Source organism: Streptomyces sp. NPDC041068 (assembly GCF_040647455.1).
In the GTDB taxonomy this organism is placed as follows: Bacteria; Actinomycetota; Actinomycetes; order Streptomycetales; family Streptomycetaceae; genus Streptomyces.
In genome coordinates this window covers 335,160-357,973 of the sequence record NZ_JBEZCG010000010.1, presented here as the reverse complement: position 1 = coordinate 357,973, position 22,814 = coordinate 335,160, and the positions used below count along the sequence as shown (strand labels likewise).

26 protein-coding genes and 1 riboswitch are annotated in these 22,814 nt (G+C 71.7%); of the genes, 13 read left to right on the top strand and 13 right to left on the bottom strand.

Features of this window, described 5'->3' with window-relative positions; all coding sequences use genetic code 11:
• The first annotated feature begins 38 nt into the window (after nucleotides 1-38).
• The 5 genes from AB0B50_RS24640 to AB0B50_RS24620 all read left to right on the top strand — a co-directional run bounded on the left by AB0B50_RS24640 (nucleotide 39) and on the right by AB0B50_RS24620 (nucleotide 4,876).
• On the top strand, nucleotides 39-1,034 hold the full coding sequence (locus AB0B50_RS24640) for a DEDDh family exonuclease (RefSeq protein WP_362335713.1): 996 nt from the start codon (nucleotides 39-41) through the stop codon (nucleotides 1,032-1,034).
• A gap of 97 nt (nucleotides 1,035-1,131) precedes the next feature.
• Complete coding sequence (locus AB0B50_RS24635; RefSeq protein ID WP_055702389.1) at nucleotides 1,132-1,365, top strand: hypothetical protein; 234 nt, start codon at nucleotides 1,132-1,134, stop codon at nucleotides 1,363-1,365.
• A gap of 135 nt (nucleotides 1,366-1,500) precedes the next feature.
• A complete protein-coding gene (locus tag AB0B50_RS24630; protein WP_362335710.1) occupies nucleotides 1,501-2,283 on the top strand; it encodes an SURF1 family protein in 783 nt (260 codons plus the stop codon).
• Between the two features lie 44 nt (nucleotides 2,284-2,327).
• Nucleotides 2,328-4,115 (top strand): glycoside hydrolase family 15 protein, encoded by a 1,788-nt coding sequence (locus tag AB0B50_RS24625; RefSeq protein ID WP_362335707.1) that lies wholly within the window; start codon nucleotides 2,328-2,330, stop codon nucleotides 4,113-4,115.
• Between the two features lie 5 nt (nucleotides 4,116-4,120).
• Nucleotides 4,121-4,876, top strand: coding sequence for an SDR family oxidoreductase (locus AB0B50_RS24620; protein WP_362335704.1), 756 nt, complete (start codon nucleotides 4,121-4,123; stop codon nucleotides 4,874-4,876).
• A 27-nt stretch (nucleotides 4,877-4,903) separates the two neighbouring features.
• Here the strand turns inward: AB0B50_RS24620 and amaP are convergent, their stop codons facing one another.
• From amaP to AB0B50_RS24595, 5 genes are read right to left on the bottom strand one after another with little or no spacing between them, the layout of a single operon-like run.
• Entirely contained in the window at nucleotides 4,904-5,482 is a 579-nt protein-coding gene (amaP, locus tag AB0B50_RS24615; protein ID WP_362335701.1) for an alkaline shock response membrane anchor protein AmaP, read from the bottom strand.
• Between the two features lie 5 nt (nucleotides 5,483-5,487).
• Nucleotides 5,488-6,159 carry a DUF6286 domain-containing protein gene (locus AB0B50_RS24610; RefSeq protein ID WP_362335698.1) on the bottom strand — a complete coding sequence of 224 codons (672 nt, stop codon included), beginning with the start codon at nucleotides 6,157-6,159 and terminating at the stop codon, nucleotides 5,488-5,490.
• Entirely contained in the window at nucleotides 6,156-6,500 is a 345-nt protein-coding gene (locus tag AB0B50_RS24605) for a hypothetical protein (RefSeq protein WP_362335695.1), read from the bottom strand. The genes AB0B50_RS24610 and AB0B50_RS24605 overlap by 4 nt, the downstream gene beginning before the upstream one ends.
• A 3-nt stretch (nucleotides 6,501-6,503) precedes the next feature.
• Complete coding sequence (locus AB0B50_RS24600; RefSeq protein ID WP_055702375.1) at nucleotides 6,504-6,689, bottom strand: hypothetical protein; 186 nt, start codon at nucleotides 6,687-6,689, stop codon at nucleotides 6,504-6,506.
• A gap of 31 nt (nucleotides 6,690-6,720) precedes the next feature.
• Nucleotides 6,721-7,206 (bottom strand): Asp23/Gls24 family envelope stress response protein, encoded by a 486-nt coding sequence (locus AB0B50_RS24595; RefSeq protein ID WP_362335692.1) that lies wholly within the window; start codon nucleotides 7,204-7,206, stop codon nucleotides 6,721-6,723.
• Nucleotides 7,207-7,318: 112 nt separating this feature from the next.
• On the opposite strand from AB0B50_RS24595, the gene AB0B50_RS24590 reads away from it, so the two are divergent.
• Entirely contained in the window at nucleotides 7,319-8,044 is a 726-nt protein-coding gene (locus tag AB0B50_RS24590) for a nucleopolyhedrovirus P10 family protein (RefSeq protein ID WP_362335689.1), read from the top strand.
• A gap of 41 nt (nucleotides 8,045-8,085) precedes the next feature.
• Here AB0B50_RS24590 and AB0B50_RS24585 read toward each other — a convergent pair whose 3' ends face one another.
• The 4 genes from AB0B50_RS24585 to AB0B50_RS24570 all read right to left on the bottom strand — a co-directional run bounded on the left by AB0B50_RS24585 (nucleotide 8,086) and on the right by AB0B50_RS24570 (nucleotide 12,211).
• On the bottom strand, nucleotides 8,086-8,889 hold the full coding sequence (locus AB0B50_RS24585) for an enoyl-CoA hydratase/isomerase family protein (protein WP_362335686.1): 804 nt from the start codon (nucleotides 8,887-8,889) through the stop codon (nucleotides 8,086-8,088).
• Nucleotides 8,890-9,024: 135 nt separating this feature from the next.
• The gene (locus tag AB0B50_RS24580; RefSeq protein WP_055550175.1) at nucleotides 9,025-9,246 is read right to left on the bottom strand and encodes a helix-turn-helix domain-containing protein; all 222 of its coding nucleotides are present in this window, start codon (nucleotides 9,244-9,246) and stop codon (nucleotides 9,025-9,027) included.
• 396 nt (nucleotides 9,247-9,642) lie between these two features.
• Nucleotides 9,643-11,241, bottom strand: coding sequence for an ABC-F family ATP-binding cassette domain-containing protein (locus AB0B50_RS24575; protein ID WP_362335683.1), 1,599 nt, complete (start codon nucleotides 11,239-11,241; stop codon nucleotides 9,643-9,645).
• Between the two features lie 121 nt (nucleotides 11,242-11,362).
• Nucleotides 11,363-12,211 (bottom strand): hypothetical protein, encoded by an 849-nt coding sequence (locus AB0B50_RS24570; protein ID WP_362335680.1) that lies wholly within the window; start codon nucleotides 12,209-12,211, stop codon nucleotides 11,363-11,365.
• A 228-nt stretch (nucleotides 12,212-12,439) separates the two neighbouring features.
• Here AB0B50_RS24570 and AB0B50_RS24565 point away from each other — a divergent pair, with 228 nt between their 5' ends.
• Both AB0B50_RS24565 and AB0B50_RS24560 read left to right on the top strand, forming a co-directional pair.
• A complete protein-coding gene (locus AB0B50_RS24565; protein WP_362335677.1) occupies nucleotides 12,440-13,330 on the top strand; it encodes a neutral zinc metallopeptidase in 891 nt (296 codons plus the stop codon).
• A 120-nt stretch (nucleotides 13,331-13,450) separates the two neighbouring features.
• On the top strand, nucleotides 13,451-13,864 hold the full coding sequence (locus AB0B50_RS24560; protein WP_362335897.1) for a VOC family protein: 414 nt from the start codon (nucleotides 13,451-13,453) through the stop codon (nucleotides 13,862-13,864).
• A 37-nt stretch (nucleotides 13,865-13,901) separates the two neighbouring features.
• Here AB0B50_RS24560 and AB0B50_RS24555 read toward each other — a convergent pair whose 3' ends face one another.
• From AB0B50_RS24555 to AB0B50_RS24545, 3 genes are all read right to left on the bottom strand, one after another.
• A complete protein-coding gene (locus AB0B50_RS24555) occupies nucleotides 13,902-15,362 on the bottom strand; it encodes a hypothetical protein (protein ID WP_362335674.1) in 1,461 nt (486 codons plus the stop codon).
• 111 nt (nucleotides 15,363-15,473) lie between these two features.
• Nucleotides 15,474-16,613, bottom strand: coding sequence for a hypothetical protein (locus AB0B50_RS24550; RefSeq protein WP_362335671.1), 1,140 nt, complete (start codon nucleotides 16,611-16,613; stop codon nucleotides 15,474-15,476).
• A gap of 337 nt (nucleotides 16,614-16,950) precedes the next feature.
• Nucleotides 16,951-17,622 carry a class II aldolase/adducin family protein gene (locus AB0B50_RS24545; protein ID WP_362335668.1) on the bottom strand — a complete coding sequence of 224 codons (672 nt, stop codon included), beginning with the start codon at nucleotides 17,620-17,622 and terminating at the stop codon, nucleotides 16,951-16,953.
• 179 nt (nucleotides 17,623-17,801) lie between these two features.
• Between AB0B50_RS24545 and AB0B50_RS24540 the strand changes: the two genes are divergently transcribed.
• From AB0B50_RS24540 to AB0B50_RS24520, 5 genes are all read left to right on the top strand, one after another.
• Nucleotides 17,802-18,542, top strand: a complete 741-nt coding sequence (locus tag AB0B50_RS24540) for a lysozyme (protein ID WP_362335665.1) — start codon at nucleotides 17,802-17,804, stop codon at nucleotides 18,540-18,542.
• Between the two features lie 202 nt (nucleotides 18,543-18,744).
• The gene (locus AB0B50_RS24535) at nucleotides 18,745-20,040 is read left to right on the top strand and encodes an inorganic phosphate transporter (protein ID WP_362335662.1); all 1,296 of its coding nucleotides are present in this window, start codon (nucleotides 18,745-18,747) and stop codon (nucleotides 20,038-20,040) included.
• Between the two features lie 12 nt (nucleotides 20,041-20,052).
• A complete protein-coding gene (locus AB0B50_RS24530) occupies nucleotides 20,053-20,277 on the top strand; it encodes a hypothetical protein (protein WP_362335659.1) in 225 nt (74 codons plus the stop codon).
• Nucleotides 20,278-20,540: 263 nt separating this feature from the next.
• Nucleotides 20,541-21,401: a helix-turn-helix transcriptional regulator gene (locus AB0B50_RS24525; protein WP_362335656.1), complete on the top strand. Its 861-nt coding sequence runs from the start codon at nucleotides 20,541-20,543 to the stop codon at nucleotides 21,399-21,401.
• Nucleotides 21,402-21,441: 40 nt separating this feature from the next.
• Complete coding sequence (locus AB0B50_RS24520; protein ID WP_362335653.1) at nucleotides 21,442-21,948, top strand: hypothetical protein; 507 nt, start codon at nucleotides 21,442-21,444, stop codon at nucleotides 21,946-21,948.
• A gap of 236 nt (nucleotides 21,949-22,184) precedes the next feature.
• On the opposite strand, the gene AB0B50_RS24515 is transcribed toward AB0B50_RS24520, so the two are convergent.
• A complete protein-coding gene (locus AB0B50_RS24515; protein ID WP_362335650.1) occupies nucleotides 22,185-22,391 on the bottom strand; it encodes a DUF397 domain-containing protein in 207 nt (68 codons plus the stop codon).
• 267 nt (nucleotides 22,392-22,658) lie between these two features.
• A riboswitch (cobalamin riboswitch) is annotated at nucleotides 22,659-22,791 on the top strand.
• Nucleotides 22,792-22,814: the final 23 nt, after the last annotated feature.

The window sequence follows — 22,814 nt, the reverse complement described above, 5'->3', positions numbered from 1 at the left end:
GACATGACTGTCAGTCGCGGCCCGTATCCTCATGGACCATGCTCGAAGACCGCACGACCGCAGCGTCCGCAGCCCCCTGGCCGGCCGCGTATCCAACGGGGTACGCGGTCGTCGACGTGGAGACCACCGGCCTGGCCCGCGACGACCGCATAGTGTCGGCCGCCGTCTACCGCGTGGACGCCCAGGGCGAGATCGAGGACCACTGGTACACGCTGGTCAACCCCCAGCGCGACCCCGGACCGGTCTGGATCCACGGCCTCACCACCGAGATGCTCGCGGACGCGCCGCTGTTCAAGGACATCGCCGAGGAGTTCGCGAGCCGCCTCGACGGCCGCGTCCTCGTCGCGCACAACGCCGTCTTCGACTGGTCGATGATCGCCAGGGAGTACGCACGCGCGGAGCGCACCGCTCCCGTCCGCCAGCGCCTGTGCACCATCGCGCTCTCCAAGGAGCTCGACCTGCCGCTGCCCAACCACAAGCTGGAGTCCCTGGCCGCGCACTTCGGCGTCGAGCAGCGCCACGCGCACAACGCCCTGGACGACGCGCGCGTGCTCGCCGAGGCCTTCCGCCCCAGCCTGCACGCGGCGGCCGGGGGCAACGTCCGCCTGCCGCTCCTGGAGTGCCGCCCCCTCACCGAGTGGTCGGACGGCGCGCCCCGCATCGTCCGCCAGCCGACGGGCCCGACGCCCGCCGCCTCGTACCGGCCGGGGAGTTGGCGCCCCTCGCGCAAGCGCCCCGCGTGCCCGTACCCGAACCCGGGGCGTTACGAACCGGGCAAACCGCTCAAGCAGGGCATGCGCGTCGCGTTCTCCGGAGACACCTCCGTGGAGCGGGAGCTCCTGGAGGACCGGGCCATGGAGGCCGGGCTGCACATCGCGACGAGCGTGTCCCGCCTCACCAGCCTCCTCGTCACGAACGACCCGGACTCCGGCACGTCCAAGACCGTCAAGGCGCGCTCGTTCGGCACCCCGGTCATCGACGAGGCGGCCTTCGGGCAGCTCCTCCAGGACGTGGCACCGGCCACGGAGTCGTAACCGTCGACGGAGTCGTAACCGTCAGACGGGTGATTGCCGCACGACTCGCCCGCCGCCCGCTCGCCCCGCACCGCCGCGGCGTCCCACCCTGTGGCGCATGGCACGTTGCGAGGTCTGCGGAAACGACTACGGCATGTCCTTCGAGGTGCACGCGCAGGGCGCGGTGCACGTCTTCGACTGCTTCTCCTGCGCCATCCACCGCATGGCGCCCATCTGCGAGCACTGCCGGTGCCGCATCATCGGCCAGGGCGTCGAGGTCGAGGGGCACTGGTACTGCGGCGCCCACTGCTCGCGCGCGGAGGGGCGGGTGGGCATCGTCGACAAGGTCTGACCCGGCCCGGCGACACGGTCTGCCCGGGCCCGGCGACCGGCTCCGGCCCGGCCCTGCGACCAGGTCCGACTCGATCCGCTCGCTCACCCGACCCCACCCTCGGACACCCCACGGCCCTAGTTGTACCGTCGTGGGGTGTACCGCTTCCTGTTGACCCGGCAGTGGGTGATCCTCACCCTCATCGGCCTCGTTCTCATCCCCGTGATGGTCGAGCTGGGTTTCTGGCAGCTGCATCGCCATCAGCACCGTGTCGCGCAGAACCAGCGGATCTCCGACGCGCTGGCCGCGCCCCCCGTCCCGGCCGAGAAGCTCACCTCGCCCGGCCACGAGGTGCCGAGGACGGATCTGTACCGCCGGGTGAGCGCCAAGGGGACGTTCGACACCAAGGACGAGGTCGTCGTGCGGCGCCGCACCAACTCCGACGACGAGGTCGGCTTCCACGTCCTGACCCCCTTCGTCCTCGACGACGGCAAGGTCCTGCTCGTCAACCGCGGCTGGATCCCCGCGGACGGCCCGCAGACCGCCTTCCCGAAGATCCCCGCGCCCCCGAAGGGCGAAGTCACCGTCACCGGCCGTCTGATGGCCGACGAGACGTCCGCGGCCAGCGGCATCAAGGACGTCCGCGGCCTGCCCGACCGTCAGATCATGCTGATCAGCAGCGGCCAGCAGGCCGACGCCCTCGGCAAGCAGGTCCTCGGCGGCTACATCGAGCTGACCTCGCCCGAGAGCGACTCCCCCGAACTCATCGGCGAGCCCGACCACAGCGGCATCGGCGCCCACATGGCGTACGCCGTGCAGTGGTGGCTGTTCGCCGCGGGGGTGCCGATCGGCTGGGTGGTCCTGGTCCGCAGGGAGGTCCGCGACCGGGCGGAGGCGGCGAAGGCGCCCGAGCAGGAAGCAGCGCCGGCAGCGGCCTGACGGGGGCCCGATTGACGAAGTCCCACTCCGGGAACCCGTCCACCGTGCATCACCACCCCATCGAGGACTACGCCCTCATCGGCGACCACCAGACCGCCGCCCTGATCGGCAGGGACGGCTCCCTGGACTGGCTCTGTCTGCCCCGGTTCGACTCCGCGGCCTGCTTCGCCGCGCTGCTCGGCGACGAGGAGAACGGCCACTGGCGCGTCGCCCCCACGGACGCGGGCCCCTGCACCCGCCGCGCCTACCGCCCCGACACCCTCGTCCTCGACTCCGAGTGGGACACCGAGAACGGCTCCGTCCGCGTCACCGACTTCATGCCGCAGCGTGACCGCACCCCCGACGTCGTACGCATCGTCGAAGGCCTCAAGGGCAGCGTCACCGTCCGCAGCACGCTCAGGCTCCGCTTCGACTACGGCTCGGTCGTGCCCTGGATGCGCAGACAGGACGGCCACCGGGTCGCCGTCGCGGGCCCCGACTCCGTCTGGCTGCGGAGCGAGCCACAGGTGCACACCTGGGGCCATGCCTTCGGCACCCACTCCGAGTTCACCGTCGAGGAGGGCGAGAAGGTCGCGTTCGTCCTCACCTGGCACCCCTCGCACGAGCCGCGCCCTCCGCTCGTCGACCCGTACGACTCGCTGCGCGACAGCGTGGCGGACTGGCGCGCCTGGGCGGCCCACTGCACCTACGAAGGGCCGCACCGCGACGCGGTCGTCCGCTCCCTCATCACCCTCAAGGCCCTCACCTACGCCCCGACCGGCGGCATCGTGGCCGCCCCCACCACCTCGCTGCCGGAGGAGATCGGCGGCGTACGCAACTGGGACTACCGCTACTGCTGGCTGCGGGACGCCACGCTCACCCTGGGCGCGCTGGTCTCGGCCGGGTATCTGGCGGAGGCCGAGGCGTGGCGCGACTGGCTGCTGCGCGCGGTCGCGGGCAACCCGGACGACCTCCAGATCGTGTACGGCCTCTCCGGAGAGCGGCGCCTCGCCGAGCACGAGCTTCCGTGGCTGTCCGGCTACGCGGACTCCGCTCCGGTCCGCGTCGGCAACGAAGCCGTGGAACAGCTGCAGCTCGACGTGTACGGCGAGGTCGTCGACTCCCTTGCCCTCGCGCACCGTTCGGGCCTCGCCCGCCGCCCGCACGCCTGGAACCTCCAGCTGTGCCTGCTGGAGTTCCTGCGCAAGAAGTGGCAGGAGCCGGACCAGGGCCTGTGGGAGGTGCGCGGCGGGCGCCGCCACTTCGTGTACTCGAAGGTGATGGTGTGGGTCGCCGCCGACCGCACCGTGCGCTCCCTGGAGGCGGACCCTGAGCTGGGCGGCGACGTGGAGCGCTGGCGCGAGCTGCGGGACGAGGTCCACCGCGAGGTGTGCGAGCGCGGCTACGACGCGGAGCGCAACACCTTCACGCAGTCCTACGGCTCCACCGAACTGGACGCCTCGCTGCTGCTCATCCCGCGCCTGGGCTTCCTGCCGCCCGACGACCCGCGCGTCATCGGCACGATCGACGCGGTCCGCGCCGACCTCGGCCGCCATGGATTCCTGCGCCGCTACAGCGGGGACGAGAGGGAGATCGACGGCCTGCCGGGACAGGAGGGCACCTTCGTCGTCTGCTCGTTCTGGCTGGCGGACGCCCTGCACATGACGGGCCGCACGAAGGAGGCGCGCGAGCTGTTCGAGCGCCTGGTCGAGCTGCGCAACGACGTGGGGCTGCTCGCGGAGGAGTACGACGCCGTGGCCGAACGCCAGCTGGGCAACTTCCCGCAGGCATTCAGCCATATCGGGCTGGTCAATACCGCCCTCGCGCTCTTCGGCACGGACGCGGGAGGATAGGGGCCATGGATCTTGGACTGAAAGACCGTGTCTACGTAGTCACCGGCGCCACCCGTGGCCTCGGCAACGCCACCGCCCGCGAGCTGGTCGCGGACGGCGCGAAGGTCGTGGTCACGGGCCGCGACGAGAAGACCGTCGCCGAGGCGGCCGCCGAGCTCGGGCCGAACGCGGTGGGCGTCGCCGCCGACAACGCCGACCCGGCCGTCGCGGACCGGCTGATCGCCGCGGCGCGCGAGCACTTCGGCGGCTTCGACGGCGTACTGATCAGCGTCGGCGGGCCCGCCCCCGGCTTCGTCGCGGACAACACCGACGAGCAGTGGCAGTCGGCCTTCGAGTCGGTGTTCCTCGGCGCCGTGCGGCTCGCCCGCTCCGCCGCCGCCGAGCTCGGCGAGGGCGGCGTCATCGGCTTCGTGCTCTCCGGTTCGGTCTACGAGCCGATCGCGGGCCTGACGATCTCGAACGGCCTGCGGCCCGGCCTCGCCGGGTTCGCCAAGTCCCTCGCGGACGAGCTCGGCCCGCGCGGCATCCGCGTGCTCGGCGTGCTCCCCGGCCGGATCGGCACCGACCGCATGCGCCAGCTGGACGGCCTCTCCCCCGACCCGGACGCCACCCGCGCCGCCAACGAGGCCGGCATTCCGCTGCGCCGCTACGGCACGCCGGAGGAGTTCGGCCGCACGGCCGCGTTCCTGCTCTCGCCCGCGGCCTCGTACCTGACGGGGATCATGGTGCCGGTGGACGGCGGGGCGCGCGGCGGCTTCTGACGCCACCGCAGGCCTCGGCGGCACGGCTCAACTCACGCGTTCGGCGCGGTGCTTGACCCCGCGCAGCCGCACCGTGGCGGGCAGGCTCGCCAGGCCCGCCGAGTCACGGGCGTGCGCGAGGGCCTCCGCGGAGAGCCGGTGCAGCGCGTCGGACGGCGTGGCGTGGGGTTCGAGGACGAGCTCCACGCGCGCCTGCGGCGTGCTGCGCCGTCCGGTCAGGACGACCTGGGCGCGCTCGACGCCCTCCAGCGTCTCGGCCTCGCCGGTCAGTACGTTCTCCATGGCGCGCCCGCGCAGCAACGCGCCCTCGCCGTCCCCGGTCTCCACCAGGACCTCGGTGAGGCGGCGCCTGCGCAGCTGCGCGGAGAGCCACCACAGCGCGAGCAGTACGGTCACGGCGAGGCCGCCGATGACGGTCGGCCAGAACCATCCGTCGTCGCGCCGGCGCGCCCGGTCCGCGGCGCTGACCAGCACGTCGTGCCGCCCGTCGTGGATCCACCACGAGGGCGGGGAGACACCGAGCCCGACGGCGAGCACCGAACCGCCGAGGACGAGCAGCGCGAGCCCCGCCAGGCCGAGCACCACGCGGTTCACGGTCCGCAGCATCGCGCTCACCCCTTCTTCCCCGGCCGCGCCACATGGACCGAGAGTCCGGGGGCGCGGGCGAGGCCCAGATCGCGGATGCCGTCGGCCAGCGTCGCGTCCAGGTCGCCGCGTACGTCGTCGAGTTCACGGAAGTGGGACACGGCACGCACGTCCACCTTGGAGCGCGTCATGCGGACCCTTACGGACTGCACTCCGGACACGTCCATGGCCCGGTCGCGCAGCACCATGGCGGCGGCGCCCCGGTGCAGACCGGCGCGTACGTCGGAGTGGGTGCGCCGCATGGGCAGGATCGCGCGCTGTCCGGGCGTCGCGGCGAGCACGAGGAGCCACACCCCGGCGAGGGCGGCGACGGCCGCTCCCGCGAGGACGGCGGTGTCGTCGAGGGGCCGCTCGCCGAGCTGGTGGGCCAGTTCGCGCCGCCACCGCATCGCGGGGTGGTCGGCGCGCACGGCGACGACGTCGTACAGCAGAAGTCCCGCGCCGCCGAGGACCACCAGTGAGATGAGCGCCGCCGGTACGCGGCGCGGCGACCAGAAGCGGCCGGACTTGTCGTCGTCCTGCGTCAGAGTGGGCAACGGCTGGTAGGCGGCCGCGGAGGCCGACTGACCGAACTCGCTCTCCGCCTGTTCGATGACCGGCAGCGGTTGGGTGCCGCCGCCCCCTTGGGGTTCGCTCACCGTGTCCTCCCCTGTGCCGCGGCGCGTACCTGCGCCGAGTGCAGCCGCTCCACCTGGACGGCCACCTCGGGCACGTCCATCCCCGCCAACGCCTTTACCCGCTGGGCGACATGGCGACGCACGGCGCCGCACTGGCCGCCGATGTCGCAGGGGTAGTCGAGCTCCAGGCTGATGCGGACGCGGGCGGTCTCATGGTGGACGGAGACGGTGGCGTGCGGCGGGGAGCCGTCGACCGGCACGGCCGCCACGGCCTCGCGCGCCGCCCGTGCGGCGATCTTCGCGACGACCCGGTCGGCGATCCGGGTCGCGCCGCGCTCCCCGGGCGCGACCTGTGCCGCCACCGCTCACCGCCGCCGGTCGCCGCGGGCGCGGAAGAAGTCGCCGGGTTCCAGGTCCCCCTCGAGGAACCTGCCGGCCACGAAACCGATGGCGCCCAGGGCGGCCACCAGCAGGAACGCCCCGAATCCACCGAAGTATCCGGCGAAGCCAAGTGCCATTCCGGCCACCATGCCGATCACGGCCATGCTCATCGTGCGCTCCTTAGCGCTTTGGCGAGACGTCCTACTGGAGGCGTCCCTGAGGCTCGTCGTCGTCCTCGTCGGGCAGTTTCACATCGCTCACGGCGATGTTGACCTCGACGACCTCGAGCCCGGTCATGCGCTCGACGGCCGCGATCACGTTTTCCCGTACGTCCTGCGTGACATCGGCGATCGACACGCCGTACTCGACGACGATCTCCAGGTCGAGCGCGGTCTGCACCTCGCCGACCTCGGCCTTCACGCCGCGCGTCACGGACTTCGAGCCGCCGGGGACCCGGTCGCGCACGGCGCCGAAGGTCCGCGCGAGGCCGCCGCCCATGGCGTGCACGCCGACGACGTCGCGTGCGGCGAGCCCTGCGATCTTCTCGACCACGCCGTCCGCGATGGTGGTGCGGCCCCGGCTCCCGGGGTCACCGCCGCCCCGCCGGGTCGCGGTCTTCGCCGCGGTCTCGTCCGGGGACTCCTTCTCCAGCGTCTGAGACGTCTTCCGCTGTCCGGTGTCGGTCATCGCCGTCCCGTGCCTTTCGAAAGGGGATCTTCTCCTTCGAGAGGAGCTGCTCCTTTGCCCACACTAAGTGCGGTTGCTCGGCAGCGCGCCAGGGATGCGGCAGGCTGGAGCCATGACGGGTGAGGGTTGGACCCAGGCGGTGCGCCGACAGCTCGGCCTGGGGCGGGTGCTGCCACTGGGCGGCGCGGGAGACGGCACATGGGTGACGGAGTCGGCGGCGGACACAGCGTTGCGCCATGCGGTGCGACAGCTCACCGGCGTGCGCCTGGGCACGGTGCGCATCGCCCTGGCCGATCCCGAGGGGATGTACGTCGCGGCCGTGCCGGCACCGCCGAGCGCGCTGCCGCCCGGACCGCTGCGGATCACCGCGGGCTTCGAGGCCGCCACCACCGAGCCGCTGCCCGCGGCGGCGGACCGGCTGCGCGCCGCGCTGGTGGGCGCCGCGGTCCGGCTCGGCCTCGTGGTCGACGACGTGGACCTGCGGGTGACGGCCCTGCTCGACGAGGGCGAAGCCCTCAAGGACGTCCACCCGGGGGAAAGCCGCACGCAGGAGGCGGAGGCGGCAGAGACGCCCGAGGGCGACGACGACGAGGCGCGCGCCGCGCGGGCCGCCCTGTCGGTGCCGGGTGTGACCCGGCTGACCGGGGTACTCGGCCGGGCCGTACACATCGAGCGGCATCCGGCGACGGACACGCTGCCGCGCCGCCACGCGCGCGTGGAGCTCGCGGCGGACCGCGGGCACCGCACCCTGGACGTGGCGCTCGCGGTCCGCGCGGCGGTCGGTGACGCCCTGCGGGACCACCCTTCGGTGGCCGTGCTCGTCACCGCGCTGGACTAGATCTTTCCCGTACGTCGGTCGCCGAGGGTCTTTCCCGTACGTCAGTCGCCGAGCCCCGCGAGGTCGCGCAGGCGTCGGCCCTGGGCGGCGCGCTCGGCGACGCGCTGGTCTTCGTAGGAACGGCCCGTGGCGCCCTGGAGCAGCGCCTTGGTCTCGATGACCGCGTCTCGGGGCGCGGCGACGAGCGCGGCGGCCAAGTCCTTGGCGGCGGCGTCGAGTTGGTCCGTGGGCACGACGAGGTTGGCGAGGCCCACACGCTCGGCCTCGTCCGCGTGGACGAAGCGCCCGGTGGCGCAGATCTCCAGCGCGCGGGCGTAGCCGACGAGCCCCACGAGCGGATGCGTGCCGGTGAGGTCGGGGACCAGGCCCAGGCTGGTCTCGCGCATGGCGAACTGCACGTCGTCGGCGGCGATCCGCAGATCACAGGCCAACGCGAGCTGGAACCCCGCACCGATGGCATGGCCCTGGACGGCGGCGACGGACACGATGTCGCTGCGCCGCCACCAGGTGAACGCCGCTTGGTACTCGGCGATGGTCGCGTCGAGAACGTCGTCCTCGCCGCGTGCCAAATCGATGAAGGACGGCTCGCCGTCGAAGCCCTCGGGCGTGAACGCCTGCCGGTCGAGGCCCGCGGAGAAGGACTTGCCCTCACCGCGCAGCACCACGACGCGGACACTGCCGGGCAACAGCTGGCCTGCCTCGGTCAACGCCCTCCACAGCGCGGGAGATTGGGCGTTGCGCTTGGCCGGATTGGTCAGCGTCACCGTGGCGACGGCCTCGTCGATGGTGAGGCGTACGCCGTCCTTGTCGAGAACCGGTGCGAGCTCGCTGTCGGACGAAGCCATGGGTGCCTCCGATGGGATGCAGTCGGACCGGACGCATGGAAGCGCCCGTAAGTGACTGCACAGTAACCACCCGGCCGATCAGCCTTCCGACCGGGTGGTCACCATCGGACCCACTGGACAGCGTGCCGCCTGCTGTCAGCCGGCGGCGGCCTTCTTGCCGCGCGTCGCCCCGCCGCGTCCCCGCAGCGTGACTCCGGACTCGCTGAGCATCCGGTGCACAAAACCGTACGAGCGGCCGGTCTCTTCGGCCAACGCCCGGATGCTCGCACCGCCGTCGTACTTCTTCTTCAGGTCTGCCGCGAGCTTGTCGCGCGCGGCGCCGGTAACCCGGCTGCCCTTCTTCAGAGTCTCGGCCACCCGTGCCTCCTCATGGGAAGTGCGCTCTGGACTTCTCATGATCACCCCTCATGGGCTTCCTGGCCACCCATTCGGCAAGGTCCGTACGACTGGGTTTGCCTCTCCAGAAGCGGCCATCACGAGCGGAATTAACGATTCCGCACGCGGATTTACATACGGCCGAACGGGTTGCGCGACGAAGTGCCAGGTCAGCGCCGTGGCGGGCGATGAGGCAAGCCTCATCGCAGCTCGGCGCCAAAATCCGTGTATGACACACCTCGGTACGAGGACAGCTCACACAGATGAGGGATCACGGATCGGCCGAATGATCCATACGCAGTGGATCAGTGGTTCGATCAAGCAACATGGACGTCACCGCCGCCGTTCCCGCCCGGCGGTCCCGGGCGGTCCCTGGCCTCAGGCGAGCGCGACGAGATCGGCGTAGTCCTGGCCCCACAGGTCCTCGACGCCGTCCGGCAGCAGGATGATCCGCTCCGGCTGGAGGGCCTCGACCGCGCCCTCGTCGTGCGTGACGAGGACGACCGCGCCCTTGTAGGTGCGCAGGGCGCCGAGGATCTCCTCGCGGCTCGCCGGGTCGAGGTTGTTGGTGGGCTCGTCGAGCAGGAGGACGTTGGCCGAGGAGACGACCAGGGTCGCGAGCGCGAGCCGGGTCTTCTCACCGCCGGAGAGCACACCCGCCGGCTTGTCGACGTCGTCTCCGGAGAAGAGGAACGAGCCGAGCGTCTTGCGGACCTCGACGAGGTCGAGGTCGGGGGCGGCCGAGCGCATGTTCTCCAGGACCGTGCGCTCGGGGTCGAGGGTCTCGTGCTCCTGGGCGTAGTAGCCGAGCTTGAGGCCGTGGCCCTCGATGACCTGGCCGGTGTCGGGCTTCTCGGCGCCGCCGAGGAGCCGCAGCAGGGTGGTCTTGCCCGCGCCGTTGAGGCCGAGGATGACGACGCGCGAGCCCTTGTCGATGGCCAGGTCGACGTCGGTGAAGATCTCCAGGGAGCCGTACGACTTCGAGAGCCCCTCGGCCATGAGCGGCGTCTTGCCGCACGGCGAGGGCTCGGGGAAGCGCAGCTTGGCGACCTTGTCGCTCTGGCGCACCTCCTCCAGGCCCGCGAGGAGCTTGTCGGCGCGGCGCGCCATGTTCTGCGCGGCGACGGTCTTGGTGGCCTTGGCCCGCATCTTGTCGGCCTGCGAGTGCAGCGCCGCGGCCTTCTTCTCGGCGTTCTGACGCTCGCGCTTGCGGCGCTTCTCGTCGGACTCGCGCTGCTGCTGGTAGAGCTTCCAGCCCATGTTGTAGACGTCGATCGCGGAGCGGTTGGCGTCCAGGTAGAAGACCTTGTTGACGACCGTCTCGACGAGGTCGACGTCGTGGGAGATCACGATGAAGCCGCCGCGGTACGTCTTCAGGTAGTCCCGCAGCCAGACGATCGAGTCGGCGTCGAGGTGGTTGGTCGGCTCGTCCAGGAGGAGCGTGTCGGCGTCCGAGAAGAGGATGCGGGCCAGCTCGATGCGGCGGCGCTGACCACCGGAGAGCGTGTGCAGGGGCTGGCCGAGCACACGGTCGGGGAGGTTGAGCGCGGCGGCGATGGTGGCGGCCTCGGCCTCGGCGGCGTACCCACCCTTGGTGAGGAACTCCGTCTCCTGGCGCTCGTACTGCTTGAGGGCCTTCTCGCGGGTGGAGCCCTTGCCGGAAGCGATGCGCTCTTCGTTCTCCCGCATCTTGCGGATCAGTACGTCGAGGCCGCGCGCGGAGAGGATGCGGTCGCGGGCGAGCACGTCGAGGTCACCGGTGCGGGGGTCCTGCGGGAGGTAACCGACCTCTCCGGAGCGGGCGATCGTGCCGGCGGCGGGCATGCCCTCGCCCGCCAGGCACTTGGTGAGGGTGGTCTTGCCCGCGCCATTGCGGCCGACGAGGCCGATGCGGTCGCCCTTCGCGATACGGAAGGTGGCGTTCTCGATGAGGATGCGGGCGCCGGCGCGCAGCTCGATGCCGGAAGCGGTGATCACGGGGTACTCCTGAGACAGAGTGGACGGCGAGAGGGACGACTGAGGTGCTCGGGACCGGTGTCTATGCCGTCCAACTGAGAAGAGGAGCTGCCATGGCAGCCAGTCTAACGGGCCACCGCAACTAGTTTTTCTGGGCGCCGCCGCGCCGGGCGCCGTGCTCGGTGTCCCCGTTGCCCAGTGGAGTGCGGCCGGGAACGATTCGTCCGTAGTCGTCGACCGCGATGACCTGGGCGGTCCAGGGGGTGGCCGGGCCCGCGCAGGGCTGCGCGACCAGGAGGGCCCCGCCGCGGCGCACGGAGCGTGCGGGTTCGAACGCGCAGCCGGGGCGGGCGGGCAGTACCCAGCGCAGGTCGCCGTCCGCGGTGCGGTAGGCGGCGATGCGGTGCGGAGTGACGACGGCCAGCATGCGGGCGCCCGGGGTGAGCGGCTGGAGGACTCCGGCGCCGTCGCGGGCCGCCGGGGTGCGCAGCCAGTCGGCGCTCGCCGGGATGGCGCGGTGCCAGCGCACGGAGCTGCCGTCGGCGCGCGCGGTGTCGGTGACCAGGCCGTCGCTCCAGAGCGTGAAGGCGTGCCCGGGTGCGGGCAGGAGCGTGACGGGGCGCCGCCCTTCGCGCGTGTACGTCCAGCGCGGGGTGCCGCTCTTGCTGTCGTACGCCTCCACGGCCCGGCCCTTCGTGCGCAGCCCTGGGTCCGCGGCGGGGCCCGCGGCCGCCACGCGCGCGTGGACGGTGAGGTGGTCTCCGTAGGGGGCGGGCCGCGAGTGGTGGGCGGCGGTGATGAGCGGCAGCGCGAGCAGGGCGAGGGCCAAGGGGAGCGCGATCCGGGTGCCGCGCCGGACGGTCGCGACGGGCGGAGCGGCCGCCGTCCCGGGCGGCAGGGCGGTCGCCGGGAGCGGGTGAGCGGTCGCCGGGAGCGGGTGAGCGGTCGCCGGGAGCGGGTGAGCGGTCGTCTGGAGCGGGTGAGTGGACATGACGCCCCCCTTCGGTACCACGGGCCCACGGATCAGGCGCAGAGCGTAGCCGCGGGGGTCGGGGCGGTCGCCGCGTGACGGGGCGACACGGCGCGGGGAGCGGTCCGCGTCCCCCGTTCGGACCTCCGTCCGGCGCCCGGTGGGGGCGGCCATATCAGGATGAAGGGAACGACAGCTCGGTGCGGGGCGACACGTGCCGTCCCGGATGCCAGGCAGAGGGGTGCGCCCATGCAGTTCGACGACGACGCCGACCTGGACACCTCGGAGGTGCAGGATGTGCGCGGCAGTCGGATCCCCGGCGGCAGGGCGACCGTCGGCGGTGGCATCGCCGGCCTGATCGCGCTGCTCCTCGGCCTCTTCTTCGGAGTGGGCCCCGAGCAACTGGGGCTCTCCTCCGGCAACGAGGAGCCCGCCGCCTCGTCCTCGTCCCTCGCACAGGTCCAGCAGAGCTGTCGCAAGGGGCGGGACGCGAACACCAAGGACGACTGCCGCATCGTGGCGGTGGTCAACAGCGTCCAGGACTTCTGGCGCCCCGAGTTCCAGCGCAGGCAGGCCTCGTACTCCCCCGCGCAGACCGTCCTGTTCACCGACCGGGTGGGCACCGCCTGCGGCGCGGCGACGTCGGCTGTCGGCCCCTTCTACTGCCCCGGCGACCGGAAGGTCTATCTGGACCTGGGGTTCTTCGACGAGCTGCGGACGAATTTCGGCTCCTCAGGCGGGCCCTTCGCGCAGGCGTACGTCGTGGCCCACGAGTACGGGCACCACGTGCAGAACCTGATGGGGACCCTGCGGCGCTCCCAGGACGGGCGCACGGGCCGCGACAGCAACGCGGTGAAGGTCGAGCTGCAGGCCGACTGCTACGCCGGGGTCTGGGCGCGGCACGCCACCCGCAGTCCGGACGACCGCACGGGCAAGCCGCTGATCAGCAGCCTCGACGAGGCCGACATCCGGGAGGGCCTGGACGCGGCGGCAGCGGTGGGCGACGACCGGATCCAGGAGAAGTTCCAGGGCCGGGTCACCCCCGAGTCCTGGACGCACGGCTCGGCCGAACAGCGCCAGCAGTGGTTCTACCAGGGCTATCGCACCGGCGACATGGGGCAGTGCAACACCTTCCGCTGAGCGGTCGCGGGCTTCGGCCGGGCGTTGTCGGACCCCGGTGCCAGACTGGGAGCAGATGTGGAGCAGGTCACATTCCACGTCTCGGCACGGCACGTCACGGATCTGATCGGGGTGATCGGCATGGCAGGCGACGACGGAGGACGGCCGAGCGTCTTCCCGACGCTGCTGTACGCGGACGCGAAAGCCGCGGTCCAGCAGCTGACGGAGGCCTTCGGCTTCACCGAGGTGAGTGTGTACGAGGGCGAGGACGGCAGCATCGTGCACGCCGAACTCGCCCAGGGGAACGGCGCGGTGATGCTCGGCTCCAAGGGCACGGGCAGCGCCTACGACCAGGCGATGAAGGACGCCGGGCCGTGCGGGGTGTACATCGTCGTGGACGACGTGGACGCCCACCACCAGCGCGCCAAGGAGCACGGCGCGGAGATCCTGATGCCCCCGACCGACCAGGACTACGGCTCGCGGGACTACATGGCACGGGATGCCGAGGGCAACGTATGGAGTTTCGGCACGTACGCCCCCGAGATAAGGACCTGAGCCCCGCGGGCGGGGCCCGGGTCCCTTCGGTGTTCCGTCACTCCCCGCCGGTGTGCACCTGGAAGGCCGCGCGGCGCACGGCCTTGGCGAGCGCCGGGTCGGGGTGGGCCGCCGCGAGGGCCACCAGGACCTGGACGGTGCGGGGGTGCCCCGCGCGCCGCACCTCGTCGAGCAGGGCGGGCACGGTGGGCTGGACCGCCGACTCCAGGTGCCGGACGAGGAGTTGGGCCTCCCCGTGGTCCGCGACGGCCGCCGCGGTGTCGATCCACAGCCAGGTGGACTCCTCCCGCGTCAGTACGTAGTGGACGTCCTCGGGGTCGGTGCCCTCCTGCTCGGCGAGCCACAGCAGGGCGTAGGGACGCAGGGACGCCTCGTCGACGACGGCCCTGACCTCCGCCTCGGCCGGGGCGCCGACCACGCGCAGGGCCTCGAAGGCGAGGCCGCGCAGCAGGGCGTCCTCGCCCCGGGCGGCGGCCAGGAGGTCGGTGACGGCGCTGCCGACGGGGCGGGCGGCGAGCCAGGCGCGGTACTCGGCGCGGGCCGCGTTGGGCCGCAGGCGGGCGCAGCCGCGCAGCATGTCCTCGGCGGACTGCTCGAAGTGCCCCGCGGGGCTCTGCGCGGCGACGCAGATCTGCTCCAGCTTGACCCAGACCGCCCAGCTGCCGAGTGGGGTGAGCGTGGCCTGTCCCTCGGCGTAGGTCAGCGCGCCGACGGCGGCGAGGCCGTGCAGGGCCCAGTCGAGGAGGTCGGGGAGCGGGGCCGCGTCCTCCAAGCAGTCGGCGGCGGGGGCCGGCTCCGGCTGGGGGTTGTAGGGGATCTCGCAGCGTTCGGTGCGCAGTTCCGTGACGCGCTGGTCCAGGAGGTCGAGCAGTTGCGGCACGGGGACGGGGCCCGCCGACAGCTGCAGGAAGGAGAGGACCTGCGGCATGGCCTCGACGACCTCGGCGACCGCCGCGGGTGCGAGGGTGTCGGGCGCGGGGTGGGCCAGCGACCAGGCGTCGAAGAGGGCGACCCAGCCGCGCAGGACGGCGGTGTCGTCGCGGTTCCAGGCGCGCAGCCGCCAGCCGGGGCGTGCGCTGTCGCCGTGCACCTCGATGAGGCCCGCGAGGCGTGCGGTGTCCCAGTCGGCGCGGACCTGACCGGGGGTCAGTCCCAGCTCGGCGGCGGCCCGTTCGGCGGTGGCGTCGGAGAGTGTGCCCTTGCCGTCGGGCGACGCGCCGGTGCGGCCGGGGCCGGGGCGCAGGGCGTCGTCGGCCCAGCGGGCCACCCGTACGGCGTCGGCGAGGCCGGCACGCGCTCCCCTGGCCAGCTCCGCGGGCGCGGGCGTGCCCTCGGGGGGACGGGGCGCGGACCGGCGCGCGCGGCGGTTGCTCACCGCGCCGGGGGCTGCGGACAGCGGTCGCGCTGGGTCGCGCTGGGTCTCTCCTCGCTTTTCGGCCCTCGGGTGGGGCGCGCGGACAAGTCGGAGCCTGGAGTCGCGCGGGGTACGGGACGTCACGGGAGCAGTCTTCCTGTTGACGGTCCGAAAACCCAAACGGAATGACGGCGGGGGCCTGCGGGGTGCCGTGTGCGAGGGGCGTGCGGGGCGTACGAGAGGGGTCCCGAACGGTCACATCAAAGGGGTGAGGAAGCGGCGCAGCGCCTCTTCGTACCCCGCCGGGTCGGCGTTCCACATGGCGCCGTGCGGCGCGTCGTGGACGGGGTGCAACGTGACCAGTTCCGGGCGCTGTTCGGCCAGTCGACGGGAGAGGGACCAGGGCGCGACGACGTCGTCGGGTCCGTGCACCAGGAGGGTCGGGACCTTCAGTACGTCGGGGTCCGCGGCCTCCAGGATGCGGTCGCCGCGCAGCCCGGTGCGCCCCTGGGCCGCACGGACCGCAAGCGGAAGGAGCGGTCCCGGGGTGCGGCGGGCGGCGGCGAGGGCGCGCAGGGTGGTCTCCCAGTTGAGCACCGGGGAGTCGAGGACGAGGCCGCTGACGCGGTCGCGCAGCGCGGAGTGCGCGGCGGCGTGCAGGGCCATGGCCGCGCCGGTGGACCAGCCGTGCAGGATGACGCGCTCGGCGCCGTAGCGCACGGCGTAGCGGATGGCGGCGTCCAGGTCGCGCCACTCCGTCTCGCCGAGGTGGCCGAGGCCGTCCGGGGATCGGGGCGCGCCGAGGTCGCCGCGGTAGGCGAGGTCGAGGATCGGGAGCTGGAGGCGGTGCAGGAAGTCCATGACGACCATGGGGTGTTCGCGGGTCGTGCCCAGGCCGTGCACGGTGATCACCCAGGTGTCCCTCGCGCCGGGCACGAACCAGGCGGGCAGGGCGCCGAGTTCGCCCGGGATGTCGACGTCGGCGTGGTCGATGCCGAGGGCGGCGTGCGGGTCGCCGATGTGGACCTGCGGGGTGAGCCAGACGCGGGCGCCGGGGTCCATGGAGCCGTGGGTGACGGCCTCCAGGCGGCGTACGACGGTGTCGGCCTCGTGCGGGGCGGAGTCCAGGACGGGGCCGACGATCGCGTGGGTGCCGTTGCCGCTGAGGCCGTAGGTGCCGGGGCGGAGGCTGGCGAGGGCGCGGGTCAGGGTGATCTGGCCTGCGGCCGTGGCGTGGACGGTGAGGCGGGGCTCCGTCGGCAGGGGGCGGCCCGCGGGGGCCTTGAGGGCGACGTCGCTGGCGAATCGGCCCGCCGCGACTGCGGCCGCGCCGAGAGCAGCGGTGACTCCGGTGGCTACGGTTACGGCTGCTGCCGTCACTTTGGCTGGGCGCACGGGTCCAGTGTCCGGGGGCGGGGCGAAGTAGGCCAGTGGGCCGGGGCTGTGGAGTGATCCGGCGCCGCACTTCGGGGCTTCGCCCCGGACCCCTGTTCGTCCGCAGGCCGTGGGCGCTTGTGCCCACCCTTCCCCAAGCTCTCGGCTCCGCTCGAGCAGGGGAGACCCCACTCGCCGTGCGGAACGCCTGCCCACGAACGGGGGGTCTGAAGCCCCGGGGAGCGTGGGAAGCGCCGTACGGAACGCCTGGCCACAAACGGGGCGGACCGAGGCCCCCGGAAGTGGGAAGCGTCGTGCGGAACGCCTGCCCACGAACAGGACGCGCTGGGGCAGGGGGTCAGTCCCGCTTCTGGCCGTAGCCCCGGAGTTTTTGTTCCGCTTCCCTCAGTTGGGCCGGGGACAGGAGGGTCGGGGTGTGGCCCGGGACCTTGCTCGACGTGAGCCAGAGGTGGCACATCCATTCCAGTTGGGCCGTACGGTCGTACGCCTGGGACAGGGTGTCTCCGTATGTGACCGTTCCGTGGTTCTGGAGGAGGCATCCCGTGCGGTCCCGCAGGGCCCTGAGCATGTTCTCGGCCAACTCCTCGGTGCCGTACAGGGCGTACGGCGCGACCCGGGGCGGGCCGCCGAGGACACCCGTCATGTAGTGGACCGCCGGGAGCTCCCTGACCAGCATCGAGACCGCCGTGGCGTGCACCGCGTGGGTGTGGACCACCGCCCCCGCGTCCGTGGCGCGGTAGATCGCCAGGTGCATGGGCAGTTCGCTGGTCGGCGAGAGCTCGCCGATGGTCCGCCGGCCCTCGATGTCGACGCCGACCACGTCCTCGGGCCGCAGCCGGTCGTAGGGGACTCCGCTCGGAGTGACCAGGATCGTGTCGCCGACCCGTACCGAGACATTGCCCGAGGTGCCGACGACCAGGCCGTCCTTCACCGTCCTGCACGCCGCGTCGACCAGCTCCCGCCAGGCCTGCCCGATCGCGTCCCGCTCCCTGCCCCGCTGCTCAGTCATGCGGTGATCCTGCCAGCCGGAACCTGTGCCCGGGAGTCCGTACAGAGGGAGTCCGCAGGGCCGCATATGGGCATACATCCCCCTCTGGCAATGATTGGCTGGCGATCGACGGGCATCGGCTGATCTTCCAGTACCCTCTGGGAGATTTGCCGTGCACGTCGCCATCTCCGGGGGGAACCATGGCTCGTGATCACAAACCGTCCCGTCGTCGCAGCCGCTTCATCACGGCATCCGTGGCGGCCGTGGCCATCGGGGGGACCGCCCTCGCCGAGATTCCGGTTTCGGCCGCGGGCAAGCCGCGGGGGCACGACGTGTCCTCGCACCAGAAGAACGTCAACTGGCAGAAGGCCAAGAGCAAGGGCGCGCGGTTCGTCTACGTGAAGGCGACCGAGTCCCATACCTACCGCAACCCGTACTTCACCCAGCAGTACAACGGCTCCCGCAACGCCGGCCTGATCCGCGGCGCGTACCACTTCGCCCTGCCGCACAAGTCCTCCGGCAGGGCCCAGGCCGAGTACTTCATGAACCACGGGGGCCGGTGGCGCGCGGACGGCTGGACGCTGCCGCCCGCGCTGGACATCGAGCACAACCCGTACGGCAGGAAGAAGTGCTACGGGCTCAGCAAGACCAGGACGGTGAACTGGATCCGGTCCTTCAGCGACGAGGTCAAGCGGCAGACGGGCCGCCGCCCGGTGATCTACACGACCACCAAGTGGTGGAACGACTGCACCGGCGGCAGCCGGGCCTTCGCGTCGAACCACGCCCTGTGGCTCGCACGCTGGTCGCAGTCGGCCGGATCGCTGCCCAGGGGCTGGGCGTACTGGACGTTCTGGCAGTACGACAACAGCGGCAGCCTGCCGGGTGATCAGAATCTCTTCAACGGCTCGACGAACCAGTTGAAGCGGTTCGCCCGGGGGTAGCCGGAGGAGGGCGGAAGGCGACACTCCGCCCAGATTTCGGGCCTCGCGCCGTCACTCCGTACGATCTTCGTCGGGCACCTGGCAAGTACGGGGTGACGGCACTCCACTTCGGGTCACTGCACGGCCCGACCGAGTTCACTTTCCGTTCACCCAGATTGCCTACGTTCCACATGCCACTGACGTCCAACAGAAGCCTGGGTAAATGGAACACATCACGCTTCTCCTCGGGATCGTGATCGTCACCGCTCTCGTGTTCGATTTCACGAACGGTTTCCACGACACTGCCAACGCGATGGCGACGACCATCTCGACCGGCGCTCTGAAGCCCAAGACGGCGGTGGCCATGTCCGCCGTGCTCAACCTCGTCGGCGCCTTCCTCTCCGTGGAAGTCGCCAAGACGATCTCCGGCGGCATCGTCAACGAGGACGGCCTCAAGACAGAGGTCATCTTCGCCGCGCTCGTCGGCGCGATCCTCTGGAATCTGCTGACCTGGCTGGTGGGCCTGCCCTCCAGCTCCTCCCACGCTCTCTTCGGCGGCCTCATCGGCGCCGCGGTCATGTCGATGGGCTGGTCGTCGATCAACGGCGGCACCGTCGTCACCAAGATCCTGATCCCGGCGCTCGCCGCGCCGCTCGTGGCGGGTCTCGCCGCGATGGTGGCCACGCGCCTGACGTACCGCATCGGCCGCAACACCGACACCAAGGCGACCGCCAAGGGCTACCGCGCGGGCCAGATCGCCTCCGCCGGGCTCGTCTCGCTCGCCCACGGCACGAACGACGCGCAGAAGACCATGGGCATCATCACGCTCGCCCTGGTCACCGGCGGTGTCCTCAACCCCGGCGCGAACCCCCCGATGTGGGTCATCGTCTCCGCCGGTGTGGCCATCGCGCTCGGCACCTACCTCGGCGGCTGGCGCATCATCCGCACCATGGGCAAGGGCCTCACCGACCTCCAGCCGCAGCAGGGCTTCGCCGCCCAGACCAGCGCCGCGACGGTCATCCTGGCCTCCTCGCACCTGGGCTTCTCGCTCTCCACCACCCAGTCCTGCTCCGGCGCCGTGATGGGCGCGGGCCTCGGCCGCAAGGGCGGCGTGGTCCGCTGGTCGACCGCGACCCGGATGTTCGTCGCGTGGGGTCTGACCCTGCCGGCCGCCGGCCTGGTCGGCGCGGGCGCCGAGTTCCTCACCAAGCAGGGCACCTGGGGCATCGCGGTCACCGCCGCGATCCTGGTCGGCGGCTCCGCCGTGATCTACGCCCTCTCGCGGCGCAACGCGATCGACCACACCAACGTCACCGACGACGAGATCCGCCACGACGACACCAAGGGCGCCGAGCCCGCGGGCGTCGTGACCACCGCCATCGCCGCCGTGACGCCGCCCCCGGCGGGCGCGATGGCGACCGCGGGCGCCTCCTCCGACGACCCGGTCAAGGCCGCCACGGCCCCGACCACGACCACGACCGGCGCCATGGCGGACCCCGCCAGGCCCGCGACGGTGTAAGGACAGATCAGCATGAGCATCGACTGGGCAGCTCTCGGCTCCGTCTTCGGAGTCAGCCTCGCGGTGACGGTGGCCCTGGTGGGCCTGTTCACCCTCGGCATCGTCGGCCTCTCCAAGCAGGAGACGGCGTCGGCCTCCGGCGGCGGCTCCGCGGCCCTGGCCCGCACCGGCGCGTACGCCTGCTTCGCGCTGTGCGCGGCGGCCGTCGCGTACGGGATCTATCTGATCGTCGCCTGACGAGGGCCCGGCACGGGCTCACAGCAAAAACGCGCAACGCGCGCGGGGCCGGGAAGCACATCGCTTCCCGGCCCCGCGCGCGTTCTGCGTCTCCCGGCGCTCCCGTGACTCCAGAGAAACGACACATGTCAGATTGGTGTGAGCTCTTGGCTCTGGGCGGAGAGCGCATAGCATACTGCTGACGGCTTCCTGATAGGGTCCGTAAGCATATGGCGTATCGCCAGGCTTACTACAGGACCCCGTTCGACGGAAGAAGGAGCAGGATGCCCAGGGCTGTTGACCCGAGTCTCAATCGACGCAGGCTCCGAATCGAGTTGCGCAAGGCCCGCGAGAAGGCCGGACTGACCCAGCGCGAGGCATCCGACGCCTTGGAGTGGTCCCTTTCCAAGATCATTCGTATCGAGGCGGGCACCGTCAGTGTCTCCGTGACCGATCTGCGCGCACTGCTGCAGCACTACCGCGTGGACTCCCCCGAACTCGTCGCCGAACTGGAGGAGGCGGCCCGAGGATCGAAGGGGCAGAGCTGGTGGACGGACTTCTCCGACGTCCTCAACCCGACCTTCACGCAGTACCTGGGGTATGAGAGCGCCGCCAACTCCATCCGCACCTACCACCCGATCGTGATGCCCGGCTATCTGCAGACGGAGGACTACGCCGAGGCGCTGCTCGCGCCCCGCGTCCCCGAGGAGCGCGCCCGGCGCGTGGTCGAACTGCGGACGGCCCGCCAGGAGCGCCTCTTCGAAGGCGACGACACCCCCGAGACGTTCCTGATCGTGGACGAGGCGGCCCTGCGACGTCGCATCGGCACACCCGCGGTGATGCGCCATCAGCTCCAGCACCTCAAGGAGATGATGGAGCTCCCCCGAGTGACCGTCCAGATCCTCCCTTTCTCCGCAGGCGCGCACTACAGCACCCTGGGCAGCTTCGTCCTCCTCGGCTTCAAGGACGACGACGACCTGCTGTGGGTGGAGCACGCGGCGGGCTCGCTCGCCATTCGCGACGATCACGCGCTCCTGGCCCGGTACCAGGAGTGCTTCGGCACCATCAACGACCTCGCGCTCAGCGATGACGACGCGATCCGCTTCATCGACCGGGTCGCCGCCGAGGACTTCGCCACCAGTTAGGCCTGGGAGCAGGGAGCTGCCAGGCACGCAGGGAGGGACGATGCCGCCCACCGGACCGAGCGGTTGGAGTGCCGTACGGGACTGGTTCCGCACGGTCTTCCAGGGGGCGGAGGTGGCGGAGGACGATCGTCCGCCTGCGCTGTCGGACAACGACCTGCGGGGCCTGGTGATCAAGGAGGAGGAGACCACCGATCGCTACCTCAAGCTGTTGGCTGCCGAGCAGGAGCTTGAGATGGGCATGGAAAAGGCGCACTCAGACAACGCGATAGCCCGGTTCAAGGTCGCGATGCTCTGGGGTGGCTGCGCCGTGGTCCTCGTGATCCTCGCCCTCGCCCTGCTCGTCCACGCCGCACGTGGCGTGCGGGTCAGTCTTCCCAAGGGCGTGTGGATGCCCCTCAGCATCGTCGGCGCCGCCCTGCTCACCTGGGCAGGGCGGCGACTCGGAGCGTTCCTCCGTGGCCGTGCCGCCACCCGGCTCAACCGTGGTCCCGCTCCCGGCGACGCCCCTGGCTCACCAGACGAACGGACTCCGCGCGGTACGCCCTGACCGGGCCGTACCCCGCCGACCACAGTCCGATGGCCAGGGCGACCACAGCCGCCGTCACCAGCCATACGACGAGTTTGCCGCGGGATCCGTCCACCAGCAGCGAGGCCGCCGCCCCCACGACATTCGCCAACAAGCCGCACAGCAGGGAGTACCCCCAAGGAGAGGCGCCGTCGAGATGCGGCGTTCCCCTCCCTTCACCGACGCTCATCGACCTCTCCCCCGTTCAGGCCCGGACGCTATGCGCCGTGGAAACTCCCGGACTTGAGAGCGGTGAGCAGGCCGCGCCACGCGCCGCGGGAGAAGGCAAGCCTTGCCGCATCCGGATCCTTGGAGTCACGAACCATCACCCCCTCCCCGGCGAAACGCACGGCCACGCACTCGTTCCCATTCTCCGAGCGACTGCTCGTGCGCCACTGCTGCGCGGATGGGCCCCCGTCGACCACGCATACCTCCTCAGATCGAGAGGCGGCGTCCACTGGGGCGTCCCACCGTGACCGACGACCCTAGCGCCGTCACACACCGCAGCACAGGGCGCCGGGACGAACGGCCTCACATGTCCGAAACCAGGCAGCTGCCGTGCTTCTGCCGCTCTCCGATTCTCGTTTTCAGACTAGGGCGGGCGGATCCGATCGGCCAGAGGCAATCCGGTCCCGTGTGGGTCCCAACACACTCTCCCGCCGCAGGTCAACGGCGAGTTGACGGGCGTTCGCGGGGCGTGGTGGACTGCCGGGGCCAACTACGGCGGCAGAAGAGGAAGCCGGTGCGAATCCGGCGCGGTCCCGCCACTGTCATCGGGGAGACGCTCCCCGCAAGCCAGGAACTCTCGCCGCCGCATCACGTCGAACCAGGGCGCGGACACCCTGAGT

Excerpts from the sequence above, each read along its gene's own strand:
- AB0B50_RS24640 (WP_362335713.1), top strand. The coding sequence starts at position 39 with ATGCTCGAAGACCGCACGACCGCAGCGTCCGCAGCCCCCTGGCCGGCC.
- AB0B50_RS24635 (WP_055702389.1), top strand. The coding sequence starts at position 1,132 with ATGGCACGTTGCGAGGTCTGCGGAAACGACTACGGCATGTCCTTCGAG.
- AB0B50_RS24620 (WP_362335704.1), top strand. The coding sequence starts at position 4,121 with ATGGATCTTGGACTGAAAGACCGTGTCTACGTAGTCACCGGCGCCACC.
- amaP (WP_362335701.1), bottom strand. The coding sequence starts at position 5,482 with ATGCTGCGGACCGTGAACCGCGTGGTGCTCGGCCTGGCGGGGCTCGCG.
- AB0B50_RS24600 (WP_055702375.1), bottom strand. The coding sequence starts at position 6,689 with ATGAGCATGGCCGTGATCGGCATGGTGGCCGGAATGGCACTTGGCTTC.
- AB0B50_RS24595 (WP_362335692.1), bottom strand. The coding sequence starts at position 7,206 with ATGACCGACACCGGACAGCGGAAGACGTCTCAGACGCTGGAGAAGGAG.
- AB0B50_RS24590 (WP_362335689.1), top strand. The coding sequence starts at position 7,319 with ATGACGGGTGAGGGTTGGACCCAGGCGGTGCGCCGACAGCTCGGCCTG.
- AB0B50_RS24585 (WP_362335686.1), bottom strand. The coding sequence starts at position 8,889 with ATGGCTTCGTCCGACAGCGAGCTCGCACCGGTTCTCGACAAGGACGGC.
- AB0B50_RS24570 (WP_362335680.1), bottom strand. The coding sequence starts at position 12,211 with ATGTCCACTCACCCGCTCCAGACGACCGCTCACCCGCTCCCGGCGACC.
- AB0B50_RS24565 (WP_362335677.1), top strand. The coding sequence starts at position 12,440 with ATGCAGTTCGACGACGACGCCGACCTGGACACCTCGGAGGTGCAGGAT.
- AB0B50_RS24560 (WP_362335897.1), top strand. The coding sequence starts at position 13,451 with ATGGCAGGCGACGACGGAGGACGGCCGAGCGTCTTCCCGACGCTGCTG.
- AB0B50_RS24545 (WP_362335668.1), bottom strand. The coding sequence starts at position 17,622 with ATGACTGAGCAGCGGGGCAGGGAGCGGGACGCGATCGGGCAGGCCTGG.
- AB0B50_RS24540 (WP_362335665.1), top strand. The coding sequence starts at position 17,802 with ATGGCTCGTGATCACAAACCGTCCCGTCGTCGCAGCCGCTTCATCACG.
- AB0B50_RS24535 (WP_362335662.1), top strand. The coding sequence starts at position 18,745 with ATGGAACACATCACGCTTCTCCTCGGGATCGTGATCGTCACCGCTCTC.
- AB0B50_RS24530 (WP_362335659.1), top strand. The coding sequence starts at position 20,053 with ATGAGCATCGACTGGGCAGCTCTCGGCTCCGTCTTCGGAGTCAGCCTC.
- AB0B50_RS24525 (WP_362335656.1), top strand. The coding sequence starts at position 20,541 with ATGCCCAGGGCTGTTGACCCGAGTCTCAATCGACGCAGGCTCCGAATC.
- AB0B50_RS24520 (WP_362335653.1), top strand. The coding sequence starts at position 21,442 with ATGCCGCCCACCGGACCGAGCGGTTGGAGTGCCGTACGGGACTGGTTC.